Source organism: Variovorax sp. P1_H12_2, assembly GCF_056405335.1.
On the sequence record NZ_JBFUCI010000065.1, the window covers coordinates 1 to 20,586 of the forward strand.

The following is a 20,586-nucleotide window of genomic DNA, read 5'->3' on the forward strand; positions in this document are numbered from 1 at the left end:
CACCACCCTGACAGCCTTGGCACTCGCGTGCATCGCCACGCTGGGCCACGCCCAGCAGGGCAAGCTGAAGGTGGGCCTGATGCTGCCGTTCAGCGGCACCTACGCCGCGCTCGGCGTCGCCATCGAGAACGGCTTCAAGCTGCGCCTCGAGGAACAGGGCGGCAAGCTCGGCGGCCGCGAGATCGAGTTCGTCAAGGTTGACGACGAGTCGGACCCGGCCAAGGCCACCGACAACGTCAACAAGCTGATCAAGCGCGACAACGTCGACGTGATCATCGGCACGGTGCACTCGGGCGTGGCAATGGCGATGGCCAAGGCGGCCAAGGAAAGCGGCACCGTGCTGATCGTGCCGAACGCCGGCGCCGACGCCGTGACCGGCCCGATGTGCGGACCGAACATCTTCCGCAGTTCGTTCTCGAACTGGCAGCCGGCCTACGCCATGGGCGAGGTGGCGGGCAAGCAGGGCAAGAAGAAGGCCATGACCATCACCTGGAAGTACGCGGCCGGCGACGAGTCGGTGGCCGGCTTCAAGGAAGGCTTCGAGAAGGCCGGCGGCAAGGTGGACAAGCAGCTGACGGTGCCGTTCCCGAACGTCGAGTTCCAGGCGCTCCTGACCGAGATCGCGGCGGCCAAGCCCGACGTGGTGTATTCCTTCTTCGCCGGCGGMGGCGCGGTCAAGTTCGTCAAGGACTACGCGGCGGCCGGCCTCAACAAGACCATCCCGCTCGTCGGCCCGGGCYTCCTGACCGACGGCACGCTCGAAGCGCAGGGCGACGCCGCCCAGGGCATGCTGACCACGCTGCACTATGCCGACGGCCTCAACACGCCGCGCGACACCGCTTTCCGCACCGCCTACGCCAAGTCCTTCAAGCTGCAGCCCGACGTGTACGCGGTGCAGGGCTACGACGCGGCGCAGATGCTGGCCATCGGCCTCGCCGCGGTCAAGGGCGACATCAGCAAGAAGGCCGAGTTCGCTGTAGCCATCGAGAAGGCCAAGATCGACAGCCCGCGCGGCGCCTTCACGATCAGCAAGGCGCACAACCCGGTGCAGGACGTCTACCTGCGCAAGGTCGAGGGCAACGAGAACAAGATGGTCGGCGTCGCGGTCAAGAACCTGGCCGACCCGGCCCGTGGCTGCAAGATGTAGCTCGCCCCCAGGTTGCCCGGCACTTCGTGTCCGGGCGCCCACCCCCTGCCGGGGGCAACACCAGCGGCCCGGCGGAGCCGGTTCCGCGGTGTTCCCCGAAAGGGGAACTCACCTTTCAACGATCTCAAACTAGAAAACTGCTTGTGGACTTCGGTACCTTTCTTGTTCAGTGCCTGAACTCCGTGCAGTACGGATTGCTGCTGTTCCTGGTCGCCTCCGGACTGACGCTGATCTTCGGCATCATGGGCGTGATCAACCTGGCCCACGGCAGCTTCTACATGCTGGGCGCGTACATGGCGTTCGCGCTGTCGCCGCTGTTCGGCGACCAGTTCATCGTGATGCTGGTGGCGGGCGTGGTGCTCGCCGCGCTGTTCGGCTACCTGCTGGAGTGGGCGTTCTTCAGCTACCTCTACCAGCGCGACCACCTGCAGCAGGTGCTGATGACCTACGGCCTGATCCTGGTGTTCGAGGAACTGCGCTCGCTGCTGGTGGGCAACGACGTGCACGGCGTCAAGGCGCCGCCCTGGCTCGAAGGCAGCTTCGCGCTCGGGAGTCTCATGAGCTATCCCTGGTACCGCCTGTTCGCCTCGGCAGCCTGCGTGCTGCTGGCGGTCGGCCTGTACTACGTGGTCAACCGCACGCGGCTCGGCATGATGATCCGCGCCGGCGCCAGCAACCGCGACATGGTGCGCGGACTCGGCATCGACATCCGGCGGCTCTACCGCATCGTCTTTGCGGCGGGCGTTGCGCTGGCCGCGCTGGCCGGCATGATCGCGGCGCCGATGTCCTCGGTCTATCCGGGCATGGGCGCGAGCGTGCTGATCATCTGCTTCGTGGTGGTGGTGATCGGCGGCATCGGCTCCATCACCGGCGCATTGGTCGCGTCCCTGCTGGTCGGCTTCGTCGACACCTTCGGCAAGGTGTTCTTCGCCGAGCTGAGCGGCATGGGCGTGTACGTGCTGATGGCGATCGTGCTGATCTGGCGGCCCGAGGGATTGATGGGACGCAAGACCTGATGATGACCAAACTGAACCACTGGCTCCCCGTGCTCTGCGCGATCGCGCTGGGCCTGCTCGGCCCGATGCTGAGCCCCTACATGTCGGACCTGATCGTCAAGGTGATGATCCTGTCGATCTTCGCGCTGAGCCTCGAACTGCTGGTCGGCATGACCGGCCTCGTGAGCCTCGGCCATGCGRCCTTCTACGGCATCGGCGCCTACGCCACCGTGCTCGGCTCGGGCAAGGACGGCGGCTCGATCGCCTGGCTGCTGCCGCTGGCCATGGGCTCGGCCGCGGCGTATGCGCTGGCCGTGGGCGCCTTGAGCCTGCGCACCCGCGGCGTCTACTTCATCATGGTCACGCTGGCCTTCGCGCAGATGGCCTTCTTCGTCTTCCACGACACCGCGCTCGGCGGCGGCAGCGACGGCATCTACATGTACATCCGACCGGCCCTCGGCGCGCTCGACCTGGAGAACCGGACCGTGCAGTTCTTCTTCGTGCTGGCCGCGCTGGCGGCCACCTACGGCCTGCTGGCGCTGATCCGGCGCTCGCGCTTCGGCGCCGCGCTGGCCGGCATCCGCGTCAACGAGCAGCGCATGCGCGCGGCCGGCTTCCCGGTCTACGGCTACAAGCTGGCGGCCTTCGTGATCGCCGGCGCGCTGGCCGGGCTGGCGGGCTTCCTCGTGGCTTCGCGCGACGGCGTGGTCAACCCTGAACTGATGGCCTGGCACAACTCGGGCGAGGTGCTGCTGATGATCATCCTCGGCGGCCTCGGCCACCTGCGCGGCGCCGTGATCGGCGCGGTGGCGTTCACCTTGCTGAAGGAACTGCTCTCGACGCATGCCCTGGTCGGCCCGATGGCGGATCACTGGCAGCTCACGCTCGGGCTGGCCATCATCGCCTTCGTGGCGCTGCTGCCCAAGGGCATCATCGGGATTGCGGCGCGGCTGTCGCCGAAGGGGGCTGCATCATGAGCCGCCGGGCCGCTCCCAAGGCGAATACCGCAGCGCATGGCGCGGAGGTTTCTGAATGAGCACGCTTCTCGCAGTCGAAACGCTCACGCGCCGCTTCGGCGGCCTGGTCGCGGTCAATGCCGTGACGCTGGACTTGCGCCGCGGCGAGGTGCATGCGGTGATCGGCACCAACGGCGCCGGCAAGTCGACCCTGATCAACATGCTCTCGGGCGAAATCAGCGCCTCCGATGGCCGCATCACGCTCGACGGCGAGGACATCACGACGCGGGCGCAGTTCCGGCGCGCGCTGGCCGGCGTCGGCCGCAGCTACCAGCGCACCACGATCTTCCCGGAGTTCACGGTGCTGGAGAACTGCCGCCTCGCGGCGCAGGCCGCGACGCCCCGGCCGTGGGCGATCTGGCAGGCCTCGCGCGACTGCGCCGAGAGCAACGCCGCGGCCCGCGAGGCGCTGGCTGCGGCCGGCCTCGATACGGTGGCCGAGCGCATCGCGGGCACGCTGAGCCACGGCGCCAAGCGGCAACTCGAGGTCGCGATGTGCCTGGCGACCAGGCCGCGCGTGCTGCTGCTCGACGAGCCGCTGGCCGGCATGGGCGCCGAGGAGACCGAGCGCATGCTGGGCCTGCTCGCGAACCTCAAGGCCTCGCACGCGATCCTGCTGGTGGAGCACGACATGGACGCGGTGTTCCGCATCGCCGACCGCATCACCGTGATGGTCAACGGCACCGTGATCGCGACCGGCGATCCGGCGTCGATCCGCACCAACCCTGAAGTTCGCACAGCCTACCTCGGCGAGGACCATTGAAATGAAACACCCCCGAAGCGCCTGCGGCGCCTCCCCCTCAAGGGGGCGATACCAGCGGCCCGGCAAAGCCGGTTCCGCGGTATCCCTGGCATTGGGCTGTGCCGGTTTCATGCGTCGCGGATCACGCGGTCGCGTCGTGGAAAACTGAGATGCTGTCGATAGAAGACCTGAACACCTACTACGGCGACAGCCACATCCTGCGCGGCGTCGACGTCGAGATCCCGGCCGCCACTTCGGTCGGCCTGCTCGGGCGCAACGGCATGGGCAAGACCACGCTGATCCGCTCGCTGATGGGCTACGTGCGGCCGGCCTCCGGCCACGTGAAGCTCGACGGCCAGGAGGTCACCGGCTGGGCGCCCGAGAAGATGGCGCGGCGCGGCATCGGCTACGTGCCCGAGGGGCGCGGCATCTTCCCGAACCTGTCGGTGCGCGAGAACCTCGTGATGAGCGCACGCGCCGGCATCGACGGCAAGCGCGACTGGACCTTCGAGCGCGTGATGGCCACCTTCCCGCGGCTGACCGAACGGCTCTCGCACGGCGGCCAGCAGCTCTCGGGCGGCGAGCAGCAGATGCTGTCGATCGGGCGCGCGCTGATGACCAACCCGCGGCTCATGATCCTCGACGAAGCCACCGAAGGCCTGGCGCCGCTGATCGTGGCCGAGATCTGGCGCGTGATCGCCGACATCCGCTCGACCGGCATCGCCACGCTGATCGTCGACCGCGACTGGCGCAAGGTCCTGGGCCACACCGACCGCGCGGTGGTGATGGAGAAGGGACGCATCGTGCGGCACGGCCCGTCCGCCGATCTGGTGGCCGAGCCGGCCGTGCTCGAGGAACTGCTCGGCGTGTGAGCATCCCGGCGGCGCGAGGAATCGCGCCGCCATGAAGCTATCGGGGCTGGCGACCGTACGCGATGGTCCGCACCACGCCCGAGCGCAGGAACACGGTGGCGACCATCTCGCCCGGCCCGCGCTCGTACAGCCACTCCTCGACCTGCTGGCACGRCACCACCGCCGATGCGAAAGGCTCTGGAACCACATTGAGGGTGCCGGCGTAATACACCGGCGCACAGTAGGTGTCCGTGAGCACCGGCTGACCGCACTTGTAGATGACGGACAGCCGAGAGTCGCCCTCCGAGACGATGCCGCCGGCGCACCGCAGCGACTCCGCGGTTGCCAGGCATGGCAAGCCGACCAAGACCGTGATGCACGCGAGCTTCAGGAGCTTCATGGCCGTTTCTTTCATTCCGCCTTGCCATTTTGCTCCCCCGGCCAGCAGTCCTTGCGCCATCGGAAGCGATGACCTTGTCCGGCATCAGCTTCGCGAACGGATGGGCGGCGTCGAGCTGTGCAGCAGGCGCAGGAGGTCGGCCTGCCTGGAGGTATCGGTTTTCGAGAAGATGCGCTGCAGGTGGGTACGAACCGTCGTCTCGCTGATGCCGAGCATGTCGGCGGCCTCCATGCCGCCCAGGCCCTGCGAAAGCGCAAGCAGCACGCGCAACTCGCCGCCGGTGAGCCCATGCAGCCTGGCGAAGGCTTCCCCCGGCATCAGGGGCACTTGAACAGGATCCTGCATGAACACGGCGACCGAAGCCGCAAACGGTGCAAGAACGCCGCGGCGCTGACCGCTCTGGACCGGAAGGAGGGTCGCCACGCAGCCGCCGCCGATGCCATTCGGGATCGCCACGGAGTGTTCGCGCGTTTCCATGTCGGCGTCGTCGCGTGACGCCTTCTCGATCGCCTTCGCCAGCGCAACGCCGGCCGCCGGGTCGACCGGAGAAAGCCGATGGTTCACGAGACGAATCGAACTGCCGGCCTCGACCTGGCGCTCGGCCGCACGGTTCATATGGACCACGTGACCATCGCGCGCCGTGAGGAAGACACCGGCTGCGACTGCGTCCAGGGTCTTTTCCAGCATCTCCGACTTCAGCGCCCGGATGTCGAGCGCATCGGAGATGGCGAGTGCACGGCATACATGCGGAGAAAGAAGCTCGAACAGGCGCAGGTCGTGCTCTTGGTAGTTCGGCGCCCTCTGGCTGCGTGAGGCGTGCAATGAAGCCATGCGACCTCCGGTTCGCAGCGCGGGAAACCAGATGATGTCCATCAGTCCGAACGGCTCCAGCACCTCTCGAAAGAACCGGCTGTCGACGAACTGGGGGCTCTCGGTCGAGAGGGCGCTGACGTCGCCGATGTTCGAGACGACATCCGCGACGGCCATCGGGCTTTGCGCGTACCGGCTGCCCAGCATTTCAAGGAACTCGGGCTGGTACCCGAAAACGAACAACTGGTCGTTCTGGACGTGCCGCAGATCATGGACGCAGATGCCGCCTGCCGTGCTTTCAGAGAGATCTGCAATGCTTCGGCAGGTGGCCGGCCATTGCTGCGGGTCCAGTGCGCAGTCGTAGATCGCTCCGATCACGTCGGACAGCTGCTGGGCGGAAATTCCCTCCAAGCCGATCACGTTAGAGCCTTCCTGGGCGAGCACCCGGATCGACGATACCAGCGCAGGCCGATGTGCACCAGCGAACTTGCACCACCGCCCCCCGGTATCGACCGCCGCTCTTTGCCCTCCCCCTTGGGCATTCCGTCGTGCCCCTTGGTGCAAAAACGAGCCTCGCTGCAGGACACCGCCTCCCAATTCAGGTCATCCACGGCAAACTCCGCCCTCCTAAGAGGAGGACTGCATGGGATTTCGGAAGTTGGGATGGGCTGCGAGTTGGGTTTCGGGTCTCGCACTCGGGTTGTGCGCCGCGGGCGCCTCGGCGACAGAGGGAGGACTGGGCCGCCCGGTTTCCGGAACGACCGTGCAGGCCAACGGCGGCATCGTCCTGCCGGAGCCGGCCTGGATCGTCAATTTCAGCCAGATCTATCTCGACGGCTCGATCGGCGGCAGCCGCCTGGTWCCCCTGGTCGGCCAGACCTCGATCGGCATCGACGCGAAGATCTCCTTCACGATGGCCACGGCGATGAAGGTGTGGGACACCGGACCCGGGGCATGGAACTTCGCCTCGAGCATCACCGTGCCCTACGTCTGGACCGAGGTCAACGCCAACCTCACGGCCGGCGCCCGCCAGGGCGCTACCAAGGACACGGCGTCGAACCTGTTCGACCTCTATTTTTCGCCCATCATCGCCGGCTACCATTTCTCGAAGACCGAGCACATCGCGCTCAGCTTCAACATCTGGGCCCCGACCGGGACGTACGACCCGGCGAACCTGGCCAACCCCAGCTTGAACAACTGGACCTTCGTGCCGCAGGCCGCGTACACGCGGATCTTTCCGGAGGGCGGATGGCAGCTGGACGCCGTGGCCAACTTCCAGTTCTACACGCGCAACAAGGACACCGACTACCAGAACGCGCCGCAGTTCGTGCTCGACGTCATGGGCACGAAGAAGTTCGGCAACGGCGTCAGCGCGGGCCTGGTCCTGGGCACGGTCCAGCAGCTGGGCAGTGACAGCGGGCCGACCGCCGACAAGCTCAATGGTTTTCGCGGCTATGACTGGGCATTCGGGCCGATCGTGAGCTATGACACCAAGCTGTCGGGCGGCAGYCCGCTGTCGCTGAGCTTGCGCTGGGTTCCCACCATCAGCAGCAAGAACCGTCTCGACAGCCGCAAGACGGTCATGGCGGCGGCGACGCTGGTGTTCTAGGGTCCCAGGGGCCCTGCGCTCAGATCTGATCCACGAAGCGGCGCAGCCCTTCCAGGTCGACGACGGTAATCCCCCCGTATTCGATCTGCAGCAACCCCGCCGCACGCAGCCGGCTCAGCGCCGCGTTGCAGCGCTGCCGYGACAGTCCCGACAGGTTGGCGATCTCCTCCTGCGAGGTTTCCAGGTGAGCCTGCCCCAGCGGATGCAGCCAGGGATGGAACAGCCCCGCGATCGCGCGCGCCACCTGGCTGTCGGCGTCGAGCAGCCGCTGCGCCGCGTAGTTGCCCATGAACCAGTGCAGCCGCTCGTTGATCTGCACCAGCAGGAAGTGGTTGAAGCTCATCTGGGTGCGGTGCAGCCACTCGAAGGTCTCGACCGGCAGCACCGCCACCCGGCTGTCGCGCAGCGCGATGATGTCGGCCGTGCGCGGCACGGCGCGCAGCAGCGTGCCCTCGCCGAACCAGCTGCCGACCGAGAGGCCGCCGAAGGTGACCGAGCGGCCGTCGTCGGAGGTGATCGACCACTTGAGCAGGCCCTCCAGCGTGCCGTACCAGTGCAGCGGCGCCTCGCCGCGCCGGCACAGCGCCGCCCCGGCGGCCACGTGCTCCTCGCGCATCTCGTCGAGCACGCGCGCCTGCGCCTCGGGCTCCAGGTGGACGAACCAGCCCGACAGCTCCAGCAGGCCGGGAATGGACAGCGAGAGCGATGCGTGTTGCCTGCGGGCCGGCTTGTTGTGCATGAAAGTGGTGCGCCTCGTAAACCCTGACCCCAAATGTCGTCGCGATGACTGCGCAGGTCGGGGCAGCCAAAAATAATACTCCGCTGTTCACAGGAGACACCCCATGTCGAAGCGCAAAGTGATCGTGACCATCGCCCCCACCGGCGGCATGGCCCACAAGTCGCAGAACCCCCACCTCCCGACCCAGCCCGCCGAGATCGCCGCCGACGTGGTGGCCTGCTGGAACGCCGGCGCCAGCGTCGTCGCGCTGCATGCGCGCCGGCCCGACGACGGCGCCACCTGCGATGCCAGCGTCTACCGCGACATCAACACCCGCATCCGCGCCGCCGGCTGCGACATCGTGATCAACAACTCCACCGGCGGCGGCGTGCACGGCGACATGGTCAAGCCGCTGCCGGGCGGGCGCTGGGAGATCGCCTTCGAGGAGCGCCTGAAGGGCATGGACGCAGGCGCCGAGATGTGCACGCTCGACGCCACCACGCTGAACCTGTCGTTCGAGGGCCGGGACATCCTGATGGACACGCCGCTGTCGAAGGGCCGCGAGCTCGCGGCCGGCATGAAGGCGCGCGGCATCAAGCCCGAGTGGGAGGTGTTCAGCCCGACCCACATCCTGCAGGACACGAGCACGCTGATCCAGGAGGGCCTGGACGACGAGCCCTACTTCATCAACCTCGTGATGAACGTGCACCGGAACTTCCAGAACGCGATGCCGTATTCGCCGCGCAACCTGCAGATGATGGTCGACACGCTGCCCAAGGGCGCGATCTTCGGCGTCAGCGGCATCGGCCCGTCGCAGCTCGAGGCCAACATCGCCGCGCTGCTGCTCGGCGGCCATGCGCGCGTGGGGCTGGAGGACAACCTCTACTACCGGCACGGCGAACTGGCGACCAACCTGCAGCTCACCGAGCGCATCGTGCGGGTGATCCGCGAGATGGACATGGAACCCGCGACGCCGGCCGAGGCGCGCGAGATGCTGGGCCTGCCGAGGGTCGGCGCGCCGCGGCCCGAGTTCGCGCCGCGTTGACGCGGGAGGCCATGCAAATGCTCACCGCAACACCCCATGCGCAGCGGGTCGCAGTCGTCGCGACCGGCGTCATCGGCGCGAGCTGGACCGCGTATTTCCTGGCCCGCGGGCTCGACGTCGATGCCACCGACCCCTCGCCGGGCGCCGAGGCGCGGCTGCGCGAGGCGGTGGCGCAGCACTGGCCGACGATGGAGCGCTTCGGTCTCGCCGACGGGGCAACGCCCGATCGGCTGCGCTTTCACGCGCGGCTCGAGGACGCCGTGGCCGGCGCCGACTTCGTGCAGGAGAACGGCCCCGAACGCATCGACATCAAGATCGACCTGTTTCGCCGCATGGACGCGGCGGCGCCGCCGGCCACGCTGCTCGCCTCGAGCTCCTCGGGGCTCGCGATCAGCGGCGTGCAGTCCGAATGCCGGCATCCGGAGCGCGTGGTGCTGGGCCATCCCTTCAACCCGCCGCACCTGATCCCGCTGGTCGAGGTGGTCGGCGGCGAGCACACCTCGGCCGATGCCATCGCGCGCGCGATGGCGTTCTACACCGCGATCGGCAAGCGGCCGATCCACGTCCGGCGCGAGATCAAGGGGCACATCGCGAACCGCCTGCAGGCGGCGCTGTGGCGCGAAGCCTTCCACCTGGTCGACCAGGGCGTGGCGTCGGTGGCCGACATCGACACCGCGATCGCCCAAGGGCCCGGCCTGCGCTGGGCGTTGATGGGCCCCTTCATGAACCTGCATCTGTCCGGCGGCGCCGGCGGCATCGCGCACCTGCTCGACCACCTGGGCGGACCGATCGAAGACTGGTGGCAGGACCTGGGCGCGCCGTCGATGACGGCGGCGCTCAAGCAGCGGGTGGCCGAGGGCGTCGCCGCCGAACTCGGCGGCAGGCGCAGCGCCGAACTCGAAGCGGCGCGCGACACCCTGCTGCTCGACCTGATCCGCGCCAAGGCGGCCTCGGGTTCACTGGAATGAAGAATCGCGTGATGGACGACAACGGCTTTCCCGACGACCCGGACCCGATCGCGCCGCCGCGCACCGTGCGCATCGATCTGGACGACGGTTCGTTCGTGCTGCGCTCGCCGGTGGCACTCCGGCCCTATGCGCGGTGCGTCGGCGAATGGCTCGAGCGCTGGGCGCGCGAGACGCCCGACGCGCTGGCGCTGGCCGAACGCGAGGACGCCGTCGCAGGCTGGCGCCAGCTCGACTACCGTGCGCTGCGCCGCGCGGTCGGCGCGGTCGCGCAAAGCCTGCTCGACCTCGGCGTGCCGAAGCACCGGCCGGTGGCGATCCTCTCCGACAACGCGATCGACCACGCGGTGCTGATGCTCGCGACGATGCACATCGGCCGCACCGCCTGCTCGCTCTCGAGCGCCTACTCGCGGATGGCGAAGGACCCGGCGCGGCTGCACGGCATGCTGCGTGCGCTCGATCCGGCGCTGATCTATGCCTCCGACGCCAGGCTCTATGGCCCGGCGCTCGAGGGCTGCGGGGTCGACGCGCTCACGGTGTTCAGCCGGCAGGCCGATGCGCATCCGGGCGCCCTGCCCTTCGAGCGCCTGATGCAGGCGCAGGAGACGCCGGCCGTGATGCAGGCCTTCGAGGCGATCCTGCCCGACGACCCTGCCAAGTACCTGCTGACCTCGGGCTCGACCGGCCGGCCCAAGGTGGTGATCAACACGCACCGCATGCTGTGCGCCAACCAGCAGATGATGGCCCAGACCTGGCGCTTCCTGAATGCCGAGAAGCCGGTGCTGGTCGACTGGCTGCCGTGGAGCCACACCTTCGGCGGCAACCACAACTTCAACATGGTGCTCTGCCATGGCGGCGCGCTCTACATCGACGAAGGCCGGCCGGCACCCGGGCTGATCGAGAAGACGGTGCGCAACCTGCGCGAGGTGCGCCCGACGCTGCTGTTCAACGTGCCGCGCGGCTACGACATGCTGCTGCCGTTTCTCGAAGCGGACGATGCGCTCGCGGCCGAGTTGATGTCCCGGCTGCGGCTCGCCTTCTATGCGGCCGCGGCGCTCGCGCCCTCGACCTGGCAGCGGCTCGACGCGGTGGCCCGGCGCGCGCGGCCGGCGCAGCCGTTGTGGCTCACCACCTCCTGGGGCGCGACCGAAACCTCCCCCGCCATCACCTCGGCGCACTGGCGGCTCGACGGCGCGGGCTGCATCGGCGCGCCGCTGCCGGGGCTGGAGCTGAAGTTCGTGCCCAACGGCGACAAGCTCGAGATGCGCGTCAAGGGCGTCACGGTGTTCCCGGGCTACCGCCATGCGCCGCGCGAAACCTCCGAGGCCTTCGACGACGAGGGCTACTACCGCATCGGCGATGCCGGCTTTCTCGTCGATGCTCAGCGGCCGGAGCGCGGCGTGATGTTCCACGGCCGCGTGGCCGAGGACTTCAAGCTCGCGAGCGGCACCTGGGTCTCGGTCGGCACGCTGCGCGTGGACCTGGTCTCGCGGCTCGCGCCGCTGGCGCAGGACATCGTCGTCACCGGGCACGACCGCAACGAGATCGGCATGCTGGTCTTTGCGAGCCCGCAGGCCGCGGCGTTGCCGCCGGCCGAGTGGAAGGCCGCGCTGCTGCGCGTGATGCGCGAGCTGCGCGACGCCGGCGCCGGCTCGTCCCAATGCCCGGTGCGTGCGCTGGTGCTCAACGCACCGCCCGACATCGACGCCGGAGAGATCACCGACAAGGGCTATATCAACCAGCGTGCGGTGCTCGCGCGGCGCGCCGCGGCGGTCGAGCGCCTGCACGCCGACGCGCACGACCCGGAGGTCGTCCGGCTGGCTTGACGGCGTCGCCGGGGGCGCGGCGGGCACGACCGCGCGCAGCAAGCTACCCCAGCGGCTCGAGCACCATGAGTCCTGCCGCCGTGTTCGAGATCGGGATGTGGTAGTTGGCGTGCACCGCGCGCACCTTCTCGGGCAGGGCGCCACGCGCGACCAGCCAGTTGAGGATCTCCACGCCCTGGGTGCCCGCGAGTCGCACCAGCTCGACGGTCGAGAACCGGGTGGCCCAAGCCGGGTCGGAGCGCATGCTCTCCATGAACTGCAGGTCGAAGTCCTTGTTGATGAAGCCGGCACGCTCGCCATCGAGCTGGTGCGACAACCCGCCCGTGCCCATCACGACCACGCGCTCGTCGCCCGGCCATGCCGCCACCGCGCGCGCGATCGCCTGGCCCAGCCGATAGCAGCGGGCTGCCGACGGCAACGGCGCCTGCACCGTGTTGACGCACACCGGCAGCACGCGCACCGGCCATTTCATGTCCGGCCAGCACAGCGCCATCGGCAGCATGGCGGCGTGGTCGAGCATCATCTCCTGGCAGGTGGTGAGGTCGAAGTCCTCGGCGACCAGCGACTCGATCAAGCGCCAGGACAGCACCGGATCGCCCTGCAGCGGCGGCAGGCTTGGAATGCCCCAGCCTTCGTCGCCGTTGTGGTATTCCGGCGCAGCGCCGATCGCGAAGGTCGGCATCTTGTCGAGGAAGAAGTTCAGCCCGTGGTCGTTCGAGACCAGCACGACGACGTCGGGCCGGACTTTCGCGAGCCAGTCGCGCACCGGCGGGAAGCCGTCGAAGAACGGCTTCCAGTACGGATCGTTCTGCAGGCCCTTCTCGATCGCCCGGCCGATCGCCGGCACGTGGGAGGTGGCGATGCCACCAACGATTCTTGCCATGGCTCAACCCCTTGCGGCCAGCAGCCTGGCCTTGAATTCGTCCTTGGTCATGCCGGTCTGCTGGGCCCCGATATCCTGCATGTCGAGACCGAAGATGCCGGCGAACTTGGCGAGGTAGTACGCGTTGCCGCCGGCCTCGATCAGTTGCAGCACGTTGCGATTTCGGATTGCTTCACGCTGCTGGGGATTCAGCCCGAAAGCCGCGCAGTAGGCATCTTCGTCCGCCACGAAGGCCGCCCGGCTCGCGGCCTGGTTGAACGAGTAGCACATCTTGTTGAGCGCATAGCCCTTGCGGGCCTGTTCGCCGTCGAAGATGGTGGTTCCAGGTACCGGCTGCCTCGGATTGGGTGTTGGCAAGAGAGTCTCCTTCGTCGTTGTTCCCGGCGCCTTGATCCGAATCAAGTTTCGAGCGACATGCAGTTGCCGGCGCCATGGGTTCAGTATCCACTCGGGGCCTACGCCGATCAACGCACAGACACTCATTCCAGCCATGAGCCGATTCGATCATTTGGACCTCGACGGCCACTTGCTGCAACTGCTGCTGGCGGTGCTCGAAGAAGGCTCGGTCACACGTGCGGCGCAGCGCCTTGGCGTCACCCAGTCGGCCGTCAGCCATCTCCTCGACAAGCTGCGCGCCATCGTCGGCGATCCCCTGTTCGTGAAGTCCGGGCGCGGCATCGTGGCCACCGCGCATGCGCATGCGCTGGCATCGCGCGCACGCGTCATGCTCGACGAGCTGCGCAGCTTCAGCAACGCCGCCGGCTTCGATCCGGCCACGCTCGTCGCCACGGTGACGATCGCCGCCAACGACCTGCAGCGCGACCTGCTGCTGCCCGCGCTGCTGCGGCATGTTCGACGACAGGCGCCGGGCTTCGCGCTGCGCGTGATTTCATCCGGCGCACCGTCGGCCGAGATGCTGCGCGACGAACATTGCCAGCTCGTGATCACGCCGCGCCCGCCGTGCGCCAGCGACGTGCTGCAGAAGCGCCTGTTCGAGGACCAGTACCGGGTCTTCTACGATGCCAGCCAGCGAGAGCCGCCGCACACCCGGGACGAGTATCTGGCCGCCGAACATGTGACGGTGCTGTACGAGCCTCGGCGCCGGCTCGACATCGATGACGAGCTGGCCGAACGCGGCGTGCAGCGGCGCTTCGTTGCCCAGCTGCCGAGCTTCGCGGGCATCGGTCCATTCCTGCTGGGCGGCGATTCGATCGCCACGCTGCCCAGCCTGCTGCGCGCCCATCTGCTGCGCGACCTCGACATGGCGCCGGTGCCCCTGGCTTGTCCGTCGATGCCGATGTACATGGTCTGGCACCTGCGCCACCAGGCCGATCCGATCCACCGCTGGCTGCGCGAGCAGCTCGAGCGGGTGGTGGAGCCGGCACTGGCCGCTGCAACCATCGCCACCCCTGCTTAGGACGATGGCGCCGAAATTCGCGCGAGGGCTTCCTCAGCGGCCGGACGGCGGGCCCGGCGGGAAGTCGGCGAACATCCGGTCGAGCGCGCCTTGCACCGAGGCGTTCAGGCGCGACGGATCGTCGGGCAGGATGCCGGCCGCGTTGCCGCGCCAGATCGCCCGCCGGCTCTTGGCGTCGAACATGTCGACCACCAGCGTGCCCGCCCGGTACGGGTCGGTGGACATCGTCACGCTGTCGGGCACGGGACCGAATCCGAGCCAGGTGAGGTCGTGGCCGATGCCGCTGTAGAAGGTGTTGTAGGTCTGGCCGTCACGCGTCGTCACGTGGGCCGCGACATGCACCTCGCCGTCGGCGACCCGCTTCCAGCCGCGCGCCTGCAGCCGGGCGTCGATGCCCTGGATGATGCTCTGCGGCACCAGCGGTGCGTCGCCCGCGGGGGCGATCCAGCTGTAGCTGCGATAGCCGTCGAACCTGGCCTTGGCATCGAAGTCGGTCTTGACGGTCACCGGGCTCGCGCAAGCGGCCAGCAGCATCGCCAGGGCCAAGGCAAGGATTCGTCCGATCATTTTTTCTCCTGTGGGGGCAGCGCGTCCGGCGGACGCCAATGCAGCGGGATGGTACAGCCCGTGCCTGCGCCCCCGGCGCCGGGCCTAGACCAGGCTCGCCGCCGCGCTCGACAGGTGGCCGTTGGTGCGCGCGTAGTGCAGCGCCTGGGTCCGGCTGTTGACGCCGATGCGCCGGTACAGGCGCCACATGTGGACCTTGACCGTGTCCTCGCTGATCGCGAGCCGCTCGGCCATCTCGCGGTTGCCGAGCCCCTCGGCGATCAATTGCACCAACTGCCCCTGGCGCTTCGTCAGGCTGGCGCCGCTCTCGAGCGCCGGCGCAGCGGGCGCGTCTTCCGGGTCGGAGTCGGTCTCCAGCAGGCCCTTCAGCGCCTTGATCAGTCCCGCGGCGTCCAATGCCTTCTCGATGTAGATGTCGGCGCCAGCCGCGAGGCACAGCGCCTCCATGTCGGCGGCGGGCAGTGCGGAATAGACCGCGATCGGCACCTCGGGATGGTCACGCCGAACCGCCTGCACGCCCGAGCAACCCTGGGTGTCCGGCAGGTTCAGGTCCAGGCAGATCAGGTCGGCGGCGCCATTGCGCTCGACCGCGCCGGCCAGCTTGTCGAGGCGGTCGATCTCCACGATGCCCGCGGCCGGACGCAACCGCCGCAGCATCAAGGCAATGGCGTCCCTCATCATCGGGTGGTCGTCGACCACATAGAAGACGTTGCGCGCTTTTCTCATTGCCAGTTTCTTTCCCGCTCGACATGTCACGGCGAACGATTGCGCCGAAGCCCGCGAGCGTAGTGGACGGCGACGGCGACGGCGAGCGACTCGCCGCATCTCGAACGCACCGACCGCGACGAATGTCTCAGTTCTCGCGATTTCTTCGACTTCAGAAATCGACCGCGATTGCCGAAATGCAAGCACTGCAACCAACCGCCCTACGAGATCGACATGTCCAGACTCATTGTCCTGACCCGCCACGGCAGCGTCCGGCAGGTCAACATCAGGGGGCCGATCACGACCATCGGCCGCGACCCGGCCTGCGGGGTTCACATCGACAGCCTGGGGGTCAGCCGCCATCACGCGGCGATCCACTGGACCGGCGACCGCTTCGTGCTGACCGACCTGGCAAGCCGCAACGGCACCTTCGTCAACAAGACGCGGATCCGCGAGCGCGCGCTGGCCAACGGCGATGCCATCAGTGCCGGCGACTGCGAGCTCCGCTTCCTCTATGCCAGCCAGGCGCTGCCGAGCGAAGACGCCCTGCGGCTGATCACGGTGTCCGACGACCCGATCGATATCGATGCCGCCCGCGAACGCAGCGACTGGGCCACCTTCTTCCGCCAGGGCCGCGCGGCGAGGCCTGCCGACGCACGCCGGCACGGCCGCAGCGAAAGACGGGCCTGAAACAAGGCGCCAGGTCGCCGCACCGACGGCGCTTTGCTCGACCTGCGTGATTCGGGCGGATGGAGCGCGCCCTCAAGGTTTCCGGCGGGCTGCCGATATACCCCTGCGTTCTCCCTCTGTCCCACCTGGAATCACGGCCATGTTTCTGAGCAATTTCTCGATCGGCAGGCGCCTGGCGCTTGTGCTGGGCGCCATCCTGGCGCTGTTCCTCGCCAGCAGCGTGTTCGCGGTGCTGAAGCTGCGCGACCTCGGCGTCGAGATCGACGGCATGGTCAACGACAACGTCAAGACCGAGCGCGCCGGCGCCGACTGGCTGYGCCACACGACCTCCGGCGTGCAGCGGGCGGCGGCGATCGCCAAGAGCAGCGATCCGAGCCTGATCGCCTACTTCGCGCCGGCCACCGCGGCCGCCATCAAGGACACCAACGCGCTGCAGAAATTCATCGAGGGCCAGATGACCGAACCCGAGGAGCGCGCGCTGTTCCAGAAGGTCGGCGAGCTGCGCCGCGAATACCTCGCGGCGCGCGAGGAGGTCAGCAAGCTCAAGCTGGCCGGCGACCTCGAGGGCGCCGACCGCGTCTTCAACGCACGCTTCGAGCCGACGTCGGTCAGCTACCTGGCCGGCGTCCAGCAGATGGTGGACCTGCAGCGCGCCGGCCTCGATGCCGCGGCGCAGCGCGGCCAGGCGCTGCGCGCGCAGACCAGCATGCTGCTGACCGTCTGCACCGCGGTGACGCTGGCGCTGGGCAGCCTGCTGGCCTGGGGCCTCGCGCGCAGCATCACGCTGCCGCTGCGCCGGGCCGAGACCACGGCGCAAGCCATCGGCCGGATGGACCTCAGCGGCACGCCCGAAACGAACTACGCCAAGGACGAGACCGGCCTGCTGCTGCGCGCGATCGACGGCATGCGCACGGCGCTCCAGGCGTCGTTGCAGCAGGTGCACGGCGTGGTCGCGAACGTGTCGACCGCCAGCACGCAGATCGCCACCGGCAACCAGGACCTGTCGTCGCGTACCGAAGAGCAGGCCAGTTCGCTGGAACAGACCGCGGCCTCGATGGAAGAGCTCACGAGCACGGTGAAGCAGAACGCCGACAACGCGCGGCAGGCGAACCAGCTGGCCGTCTCGGCCTCCGAGGTGGCGGTGCGCGGCGGCAGCGTGGTGGGCCAGGTGGTGGGCACCATGGGCTCGATCAACGCCTCCTCGCGCAAGATCGTGGACATCATCGGCGTCATCGACGGCATCGCCTTCCAGACCAACATCCTGGCGCTGAACGCGGCCGTGGAAGCCGCGCGCGCCGGCGAGCAGGGCCGGGGCTTCGCGGTGGTGGCGTCGGAAGTGCGCAGCCTGGCGCAGCGTTCGGCGGCGGCGGCCAAGGAGATCAAGACGCTGATCGGAGACTCGGTGGACAAGGTCGAGGAGGGCAGCAAGCAGGTGGCGCAAGCGGGCCGGACGATGGAAGAGATCGTGGACAGCGTGAAGCGCGTGACGGACATCATGGGCGAGATCACGGCGGCGAGCCAGGAGCAGACCTCGGGGATCGAGCAGATCAACCAGGCGATCACGCAGATGGACCAGGTGACGCAGCAGAACGCGGCGCTGGTGGAGGAGGCCTCGGCGGCCGCGCAGTCGCTGCAGGAGCAGGCCGGCAATCTGTCGCAGGTGGTCGGCGCCTTCAAGCTGCAGGCCTAGGCACGCCCCTTGTCCCCGACGGCGCCGGTTCCACGGCGTCGATTCAGCGGCGCCCCTTCGCTAGACATTCTGCGAGTCGTCGCCGTCGTCGGGATGCTGCTCGCCGAAGCGCTTCTCGGCCTCGGCCAGGTGCGTGGTGAGGACGTGCGAGATCACGTTGATGCCGAGTCCCGCGAACAGCGCCGGCAGCAGATAGAGCGCCACCCGCAGCTCCGAGACGAAGAGCACATCGTCCGCCAGCGAGGGCGTGATCGCGGCGGTGGTGGCCAGCCGCTGCAGGAAGTAGACGTTCACGGCTGCGATCGCGACCAGGGAGAATCCGAGCACCAGCACGGTGCGGCGCGAGATCGCCTGCTTGACGATCATCACGCCGTAGATGCAGAACGGCAGCACCACCGAGACCGCCACCATCAGCCAGAAGCTCGCTTCCGTGAAGACCGAATCGCTGATGTGCATGGCATCTGTCTCCGGCTGAGCTGACTGGGAACCATCGTCCCGGGCGCATCATCATCGCGGGAACGGCGCGCGCTGTCAGCCACCGGCCGCGTTTTTGCCGTGCCGGCTTGCGCCGCCAGTCGCTATAGTTTTGACCACCCTGACATGGAGCCCCAATGCGCATCTGGAAAAAAGAGATCTCGATCGAGGCACTGACCCTGAGCCACGTGGACACCACGGTGTCGCTGCTGGGCATCGAATTCCTCGAAGTAGGCGACGACTTCATCCGGGCCCGCGTGCCGGTCGACCGGCGCACGGTGCAGCCCTTCGGCCTCCTGCACGGCGGGGTGTCGGTGGTGCTGGCAGAGACGCTGGGCTCCTGCGGCGCCTACTACTCGGCGCCCGAAGGCCAGGGCGCGGTGGGGCTGGACATCAATGCCAACCACATCCGCGCGGCCACCTCGGGCTGGGTCACCGCCACCGCGCGGCCGGTCCACCTGGGCCGCACGACGCAGGTCTGGCAGATCGACATGACCAACGACGCCGGCGACCTGAGCTGCGTCTCGCGCATCACCATGGCGGTGCTCGCCCCGAAAGCCGGCTGAGCGCCACCGCGTGCGCCGGCAAAGAACAACAACCGAGGAGAAGAAGACCATGAGAGATTCCTACCTGCCCCGCTGGCGCAAGGTCGCCACCACCGCGGGCTCCGTCGTCGCACCCGACGAGCGCCTGTCGTGGCCGCAGACGGCCGCGATGGGCGTGCAACACGTGATCGCGATGTTCGGCGCCACCGTGCTGGCGCCGATCCTGATGGGCTTCAACCCCAACATCGCGATCCTGATGAGCGGCATCGGCACCCTGCTGTTCTTCTTCATCACCGGCGGGCGCGTGCCGAGCTACCTGGGCTCGAGCTTCGCCTTCATCGGCGTGGTGATCGCGGCCAGCGGCTATTCGGGCAGCGGGCCCAACGCCAACCTGGGCGTTGCGCTCGGCGGCATCATCGCCTGCGGGCTGATCTACGCGCTGATCGGCGTGCTGGTGGCCCTCACCAACGAGCGCCACACCAAGGCGGCGCCGGTCAAGGGGCTGGAGGGCATCGAGGTCGAGGAGGTCGAACAGGACGTCGCGGTGCACTGGATCGAGCGGCTGATGCCGCCGGTGGTGACCGGCGCGGTGGTCGCCGTGATCGGGCTCAACCTGGCGAGCGTGCCGATCAAGAACATGGCGCCGACCGGCTTCGACACCTGGATCCAGGTCCTGACCTTCCTGTGCGTCGGCCTGATCGCGGTCTATTCGCGCGGCATGGTGCAGCGGCTTCTGATCCTCATGGGCCTGATCGCCGCCAGCCTGATCTATGCGGTGCTGACCAACGGCATGGGGCTGGGCAAGCCGATCGACCTCGCGCCGCTGGCGGCCGCGCCCTGGTTCGGCCTTCCGACCTTCTCCAGGCCGGTGTTCGAGGTCAACGCCATGCTGCTGATCGCGCCGGTGGCCATCATCCTGGTGGCCGAGAACCTCGGCCACCTGAAGGCCGTGGGCGCGATGACCGGCCGCGACCTCAATCCCTGGCTGGGTCGCGCCTTCATCGGCGACGGTGTCGCCACGATGGTGAGCGGCGCCGTGGGCGGCACCGGCGTCACGACCTACGCCGAGAACATCGGCGTGATGGCCGCGACCAAGATCTATTCGACCGCGATGTTCGTGGTCGCCGCGCTGATCGCGCTGGTGCTCGGCTTCAGCCCCAAGTTCGGCGCGCTGGTGCAGGCGATCCCGCTCGCCGTGATGGGCGGCGTGAGCATCGTGGTGTTCGGCCTGATCGCGGTCGCGGGCGCCAAGATCTGGGTCGACAACAAGGTCGATTTCTCGCAGAACAAGAACCTGATCGTGGCCGCGATCACGCTGATCCTCGGCACCGGCGATTTCACGCTCAAGTTCGGCCAGTTCGCGCTCGGCGGCATCGGCACCGCGACCTTCGGCGCGATCCTGCTCTACGCGCTGCTCGCGCGTTCGCGGGACTGAGGCGCGGCCTGGCAAAAAAAAAGCCCCGCGCGAGCGGGGCCTCAACGCGGCGGAAT

General features: G+C 68.3%; 22 protein-coding genes. 14 read left to right on the forward strand and 8 right to left on the reverse strand.

Translation table 11 applies throughout. From position 1 onward, the window contains the following. Positions 1–7: 7 nt before the first annotated feature. The 5 genes from AC1D2K_RS09390 (at position 8) to AC1D2K_RS09410 (ending at position 4,772) form a co-directional block, all read left to right on the forward strand. Complete coding sequence (locus tag AC1D2K_RS09390) at positions 8–1,147, forward strand: ABC transporter substrate-binding protein (protein ID WP_478088263.1); 1,140 nt, start codon at positions 8–10, stop codon at positions 1,145–1,147. A gap of 143 nt (positions 1,148–1,290) precedes the next feature. Further along, complete coding sequence (locus AC1D2K_RS09395) at positions 1,291–2,163, forward strand: branched-chain amino acid ABC transporter permease (RefSeq protein WP_478088220.1); 873 nt, start codon at positions 1,291–1,293, stop codon at positions 2,161–2,163. Continuing rightward, positions 2,163–3,119, forward strand: coding sequence for a branched-chain amino acid ABC transporter permease (locus AC1D2K_RS09400; RefSeq protein ID WP_478088222.1), 957 nt, complete (start codon positions 2,163–2,165; stop codon positions 3,117–3,119). The genes AC1D2K_RS09395 and AC1D2K_RS09400 overlap by 1 nt, the downstream gene beginning before the upstream one ends. A 55-nt stretch (positions 3,120–3,174) precedes the next feature. Beyond that, a complete protein-coding gene (locus tag AC1D2K_RS09405; RefSeq protein ID WP_478088224.1) occupies positions 3,175–3,921 on the forward strand; it encodes an ABC transporter ATP-binding protein in 747 nt (248 codons plus the stop codon). Positions 3,922–4,070: 149 nt separating this feature from the next. Continuing rightward, positions 4,071–4,772 carry an ABC transporter ATP-binding protein gene (locus AC1D2K_RS09410; protein WP_478088226.1) on the forward strand — a complete coding sequence of 234 codons (702 nt, stop codon included), beginning with the start codon at positions 4,071–4,073 and terminating at the stop codon, positions 4,770–4,772. A gap of 37 nt (positions 4,773–4,809) precedes the next feature. On the opposite strand, the gene AC1D2K_RS09415 is transcribed toward AC1D2K_RS09410, so the two are convergent. Further along, positions 4,810–5,166, reverse strand: coding sequence for a DUF2845 domain-containing protein (locus AC1D2K_RS09415; RefSeq protein ID WP_478088228.1), 357 nt, complete (start codon positions 5,164–5,166; stop codon positions 4,810–4,812). Positions 5,167–5,235: 69 nt separating this feature from the next. After that, a complete protein-coding gene (locus tag AC1D2K_RS09420; protein ID WP_478088230.1) occupies positions 5,236–6,405 on the reverse strand; it encodes a helix-turn-helix transcriptional regulator in 1,170 nt (389 codons plus the stop codon). 199 nt (positions 6,406–6,604) lie between these two features. Here AC1D2K_RS09420 and AC1D2K_RS09425 point away from each other — a divergent pair, with 199 nt between their 5' ends. Then, complete coding sequence (locus tag AC1D2K_RS09425; protein WP_478088232.1) at positions 6,605–7,570, forward strand: SphA family protein; 966 nt, start codon at positions 6,605–6,607, stop codon at positions 7,568–7,570. 19 nt (positions 7,571–7,589) lie between these two features. Here AC1D2K_RS09425 and AC1D2K_RS09430 read toward each other — a convergent pair whose 3' ends face one another. Beyond that, entirely contained in the window at positions 7,590–8,309 is a 720-nt protein-coding gene (locus tag AC1D2K_RS09430; RefSeq protein ID WP_478088234.1) for a Crp/Fnr family transcriptional regulator, read from the reverse strand. 103 nt (positions 8,310–8,412) lie between these two features. Between AC1D2K_RS09430 and AC1D2K_RS09435 the strand changes: the two genes are divergently transcribed. From AC1D2K_RS09435 to AC1D2K_RS09445, 3 genes are read left to right on the forward strand one after another with little or no spacing between them, the layout of a single operon-like run. Then, positions 8,413–9,333: a beta-keto acid cleavage family enzyme gene (locus AC1D2K_RS09435; protein WP_478088236.1), complete on the forward strand. Its 921-nt coding sequence runs from the start codon at positions 8,413–8,415 to the stop codon at positions 9,331–9,333. Between the two features lie 11 nt (positions 9,334–9,344). Next, a complete protein-coding gene (locus tag AC1D2K_RS09440; RefSeq protein WP_478088239.1) occupies positions 9,345–10,301 on the forward strand; it encodes a 3-hydroxyacyl-CoA dehydrogenase NAD-binding domain-containing protein in 957 nt (318 codons plus the stop codon). Continuing rightward, entirely contained in the window at positions 10,298–12,124 is a 1,827-nt protein-coding gene (locus tag AC1D2K_RS09445; RefSeq protein ID WP_478088241.1) for a feruloyl-CoA synthase, read from the forward strand. The genes AC1D2K_RS09440 and AC1D2K_RS09445 overlap by 4 nt, the downstream gene beginning before the upstream one ends. Positions 12,125–12,167: 43 nt before the next feature. Here AC1D2K_RS09445 and AC1D2K_RS09450 read toward each other — a convergent pair whose 3' ends face one another. Continuing rightward, a complete protein-coding gene (locus AC1D2K_RS09450; protein WP_478088243.1) occupies positions 12,168–13,007 on the reverse strand; it encodes a class III extradiol dioxygenase family protein in 840 nt (279 codons plus the stop codon). Between the two features lie 3 nt (positions 13,008–13,010). Further along, entirely contained in the window at positions 13,011–13,364 is a 354-nt protein-coding gene (locus AC1D2K_RS09455; protein WP_478088245.1) for a protocatechuate 4,5-dioxygenase subunit alpha, read from the reverse strand. A gap of 133 nt (positions 13,365–13,497) precedes the next feature. Here AC1D2K_RS09455 and AC1D2K_RS09460 point away from each other — a divergent pair, with 133 nt between their 5' ends. Continuing rightward, positions 13,498–14,424, forward strand: a complete 927-nt coding sequence (locus tag AC1D2K_RS09460; RefSeq protein WP_478088247.1) for a LysR family transcriptional regulator — start codon at positions 13,498–13,500, stop codon at positions 14,422–14,424. A gap of 33 nt (positions 14,425–14,457) precedes the next feature. On the opposite strand, the gene AC1D2K_RS09465 is transcribed toward AC1D2K_RS09460, so the two are convergent. Further along, positions 14,458–14,991: a DUF4136 domain-containing protein gene (locus AC1D2K_RS09465; RefSeq protein ID WP_478088249.1), complete on the reverse strand. Its 534-nt coding sequence runs from the start codon at positions 14,989–14,991 to the stop codon at positions 14,458–14,460. An 84-nt stretch (positions 14,992–15,075) separates the two neighbouring features. Further along, entirely contained in the window at positions 15,076–15,717 is a 642-nt protein-coding gene (locus AC1D2K_RS09470) for a response regulator transcription factor (protein WP_478088251.1), read from the reverse strand. A 213-nt stretch (positions 15,718–15,930) separates the two neighbouring features. Here AC1D2K_RS09470 and AC1D2K_RS09475 point away from each other — a divergent pair, with 213 nt between their 5' ends. Together AC1D2K_RS09475 and AC1D2K_RS09480 are read left to right on the forward strand one after the other, a co-directional pair. Next, positions 15,931–16,386, forward strand: a complete 456-nt coding sequence (locus tag AC1D2K_RS09475; RefSeq protein WP_478088253.1) for an FHA domain-containing protein — start codon at positions 15,931–15,933, stop codon at positions 16,384–16,386. A 139-nt stretch (positions 16,387–16,525) separates the two neighbouring features. Continuing rightward, positions 16,526–18,076, forward strand: a complete 1,551-nt coding sequence (locus AC1D2K_RS09480; RefSeq protein WP_478088255.1) for a methyl-accepting chemotaxis protein — start codon at positions 16,526–16,528, stop codon at positions 18,074–18,076. Between the two features lie 60 nt (positions 18,077–18,136). Here AC1D2K_RS09480 and AC1D2K_RS09485 read toward each other — a convergent pair whose 3' ends face one another. Next, positions 18,137–18,532 (reverse strand): hypothetical protein, encoded by a 396-nt coding sequence (locus AC1D2K_RS09485; RefSeq protein ID WP_478088257.1) that lies wholly within the window; start codon positions 18,530–18,532, stop codon positions 18,137–18,139. A 155-nt stretch (positions 18,533–18,687) separates the two neighbouring features. Between AC1D2K_RS09485 and AC1D2K_RS09490 the strand changes: the two genes are divergently transcribed. Further along, positions 18,688–19,116 carry a hotdog fold thioesterase gene (locus AC1D2K_RS09490; protein ID WP_478088259.1) on the forward strand — a complete coding sequence of 143 codons (429 nt, stop codon included), beginning with the start codon at positions 18,688–18,690 and terminating at the stop codon, positions 19,114–19,116. A 49-nt stretch (positions 19,117–19,165) separates the two neighbouring features. Continuing rightward, a complete protein-coding gene (locus tag AC1D2K_RS09495; RefSeq protein WP_478088261.1) occupies positions 19,166–20,530 on the forward strand; it encodes a solute carrier family 23 protein in 1,365 nt (454 codons plus the stop codon). The last annotated feature ends 56 nt before the right edge of the window (positions 20,531–20,586 follow it).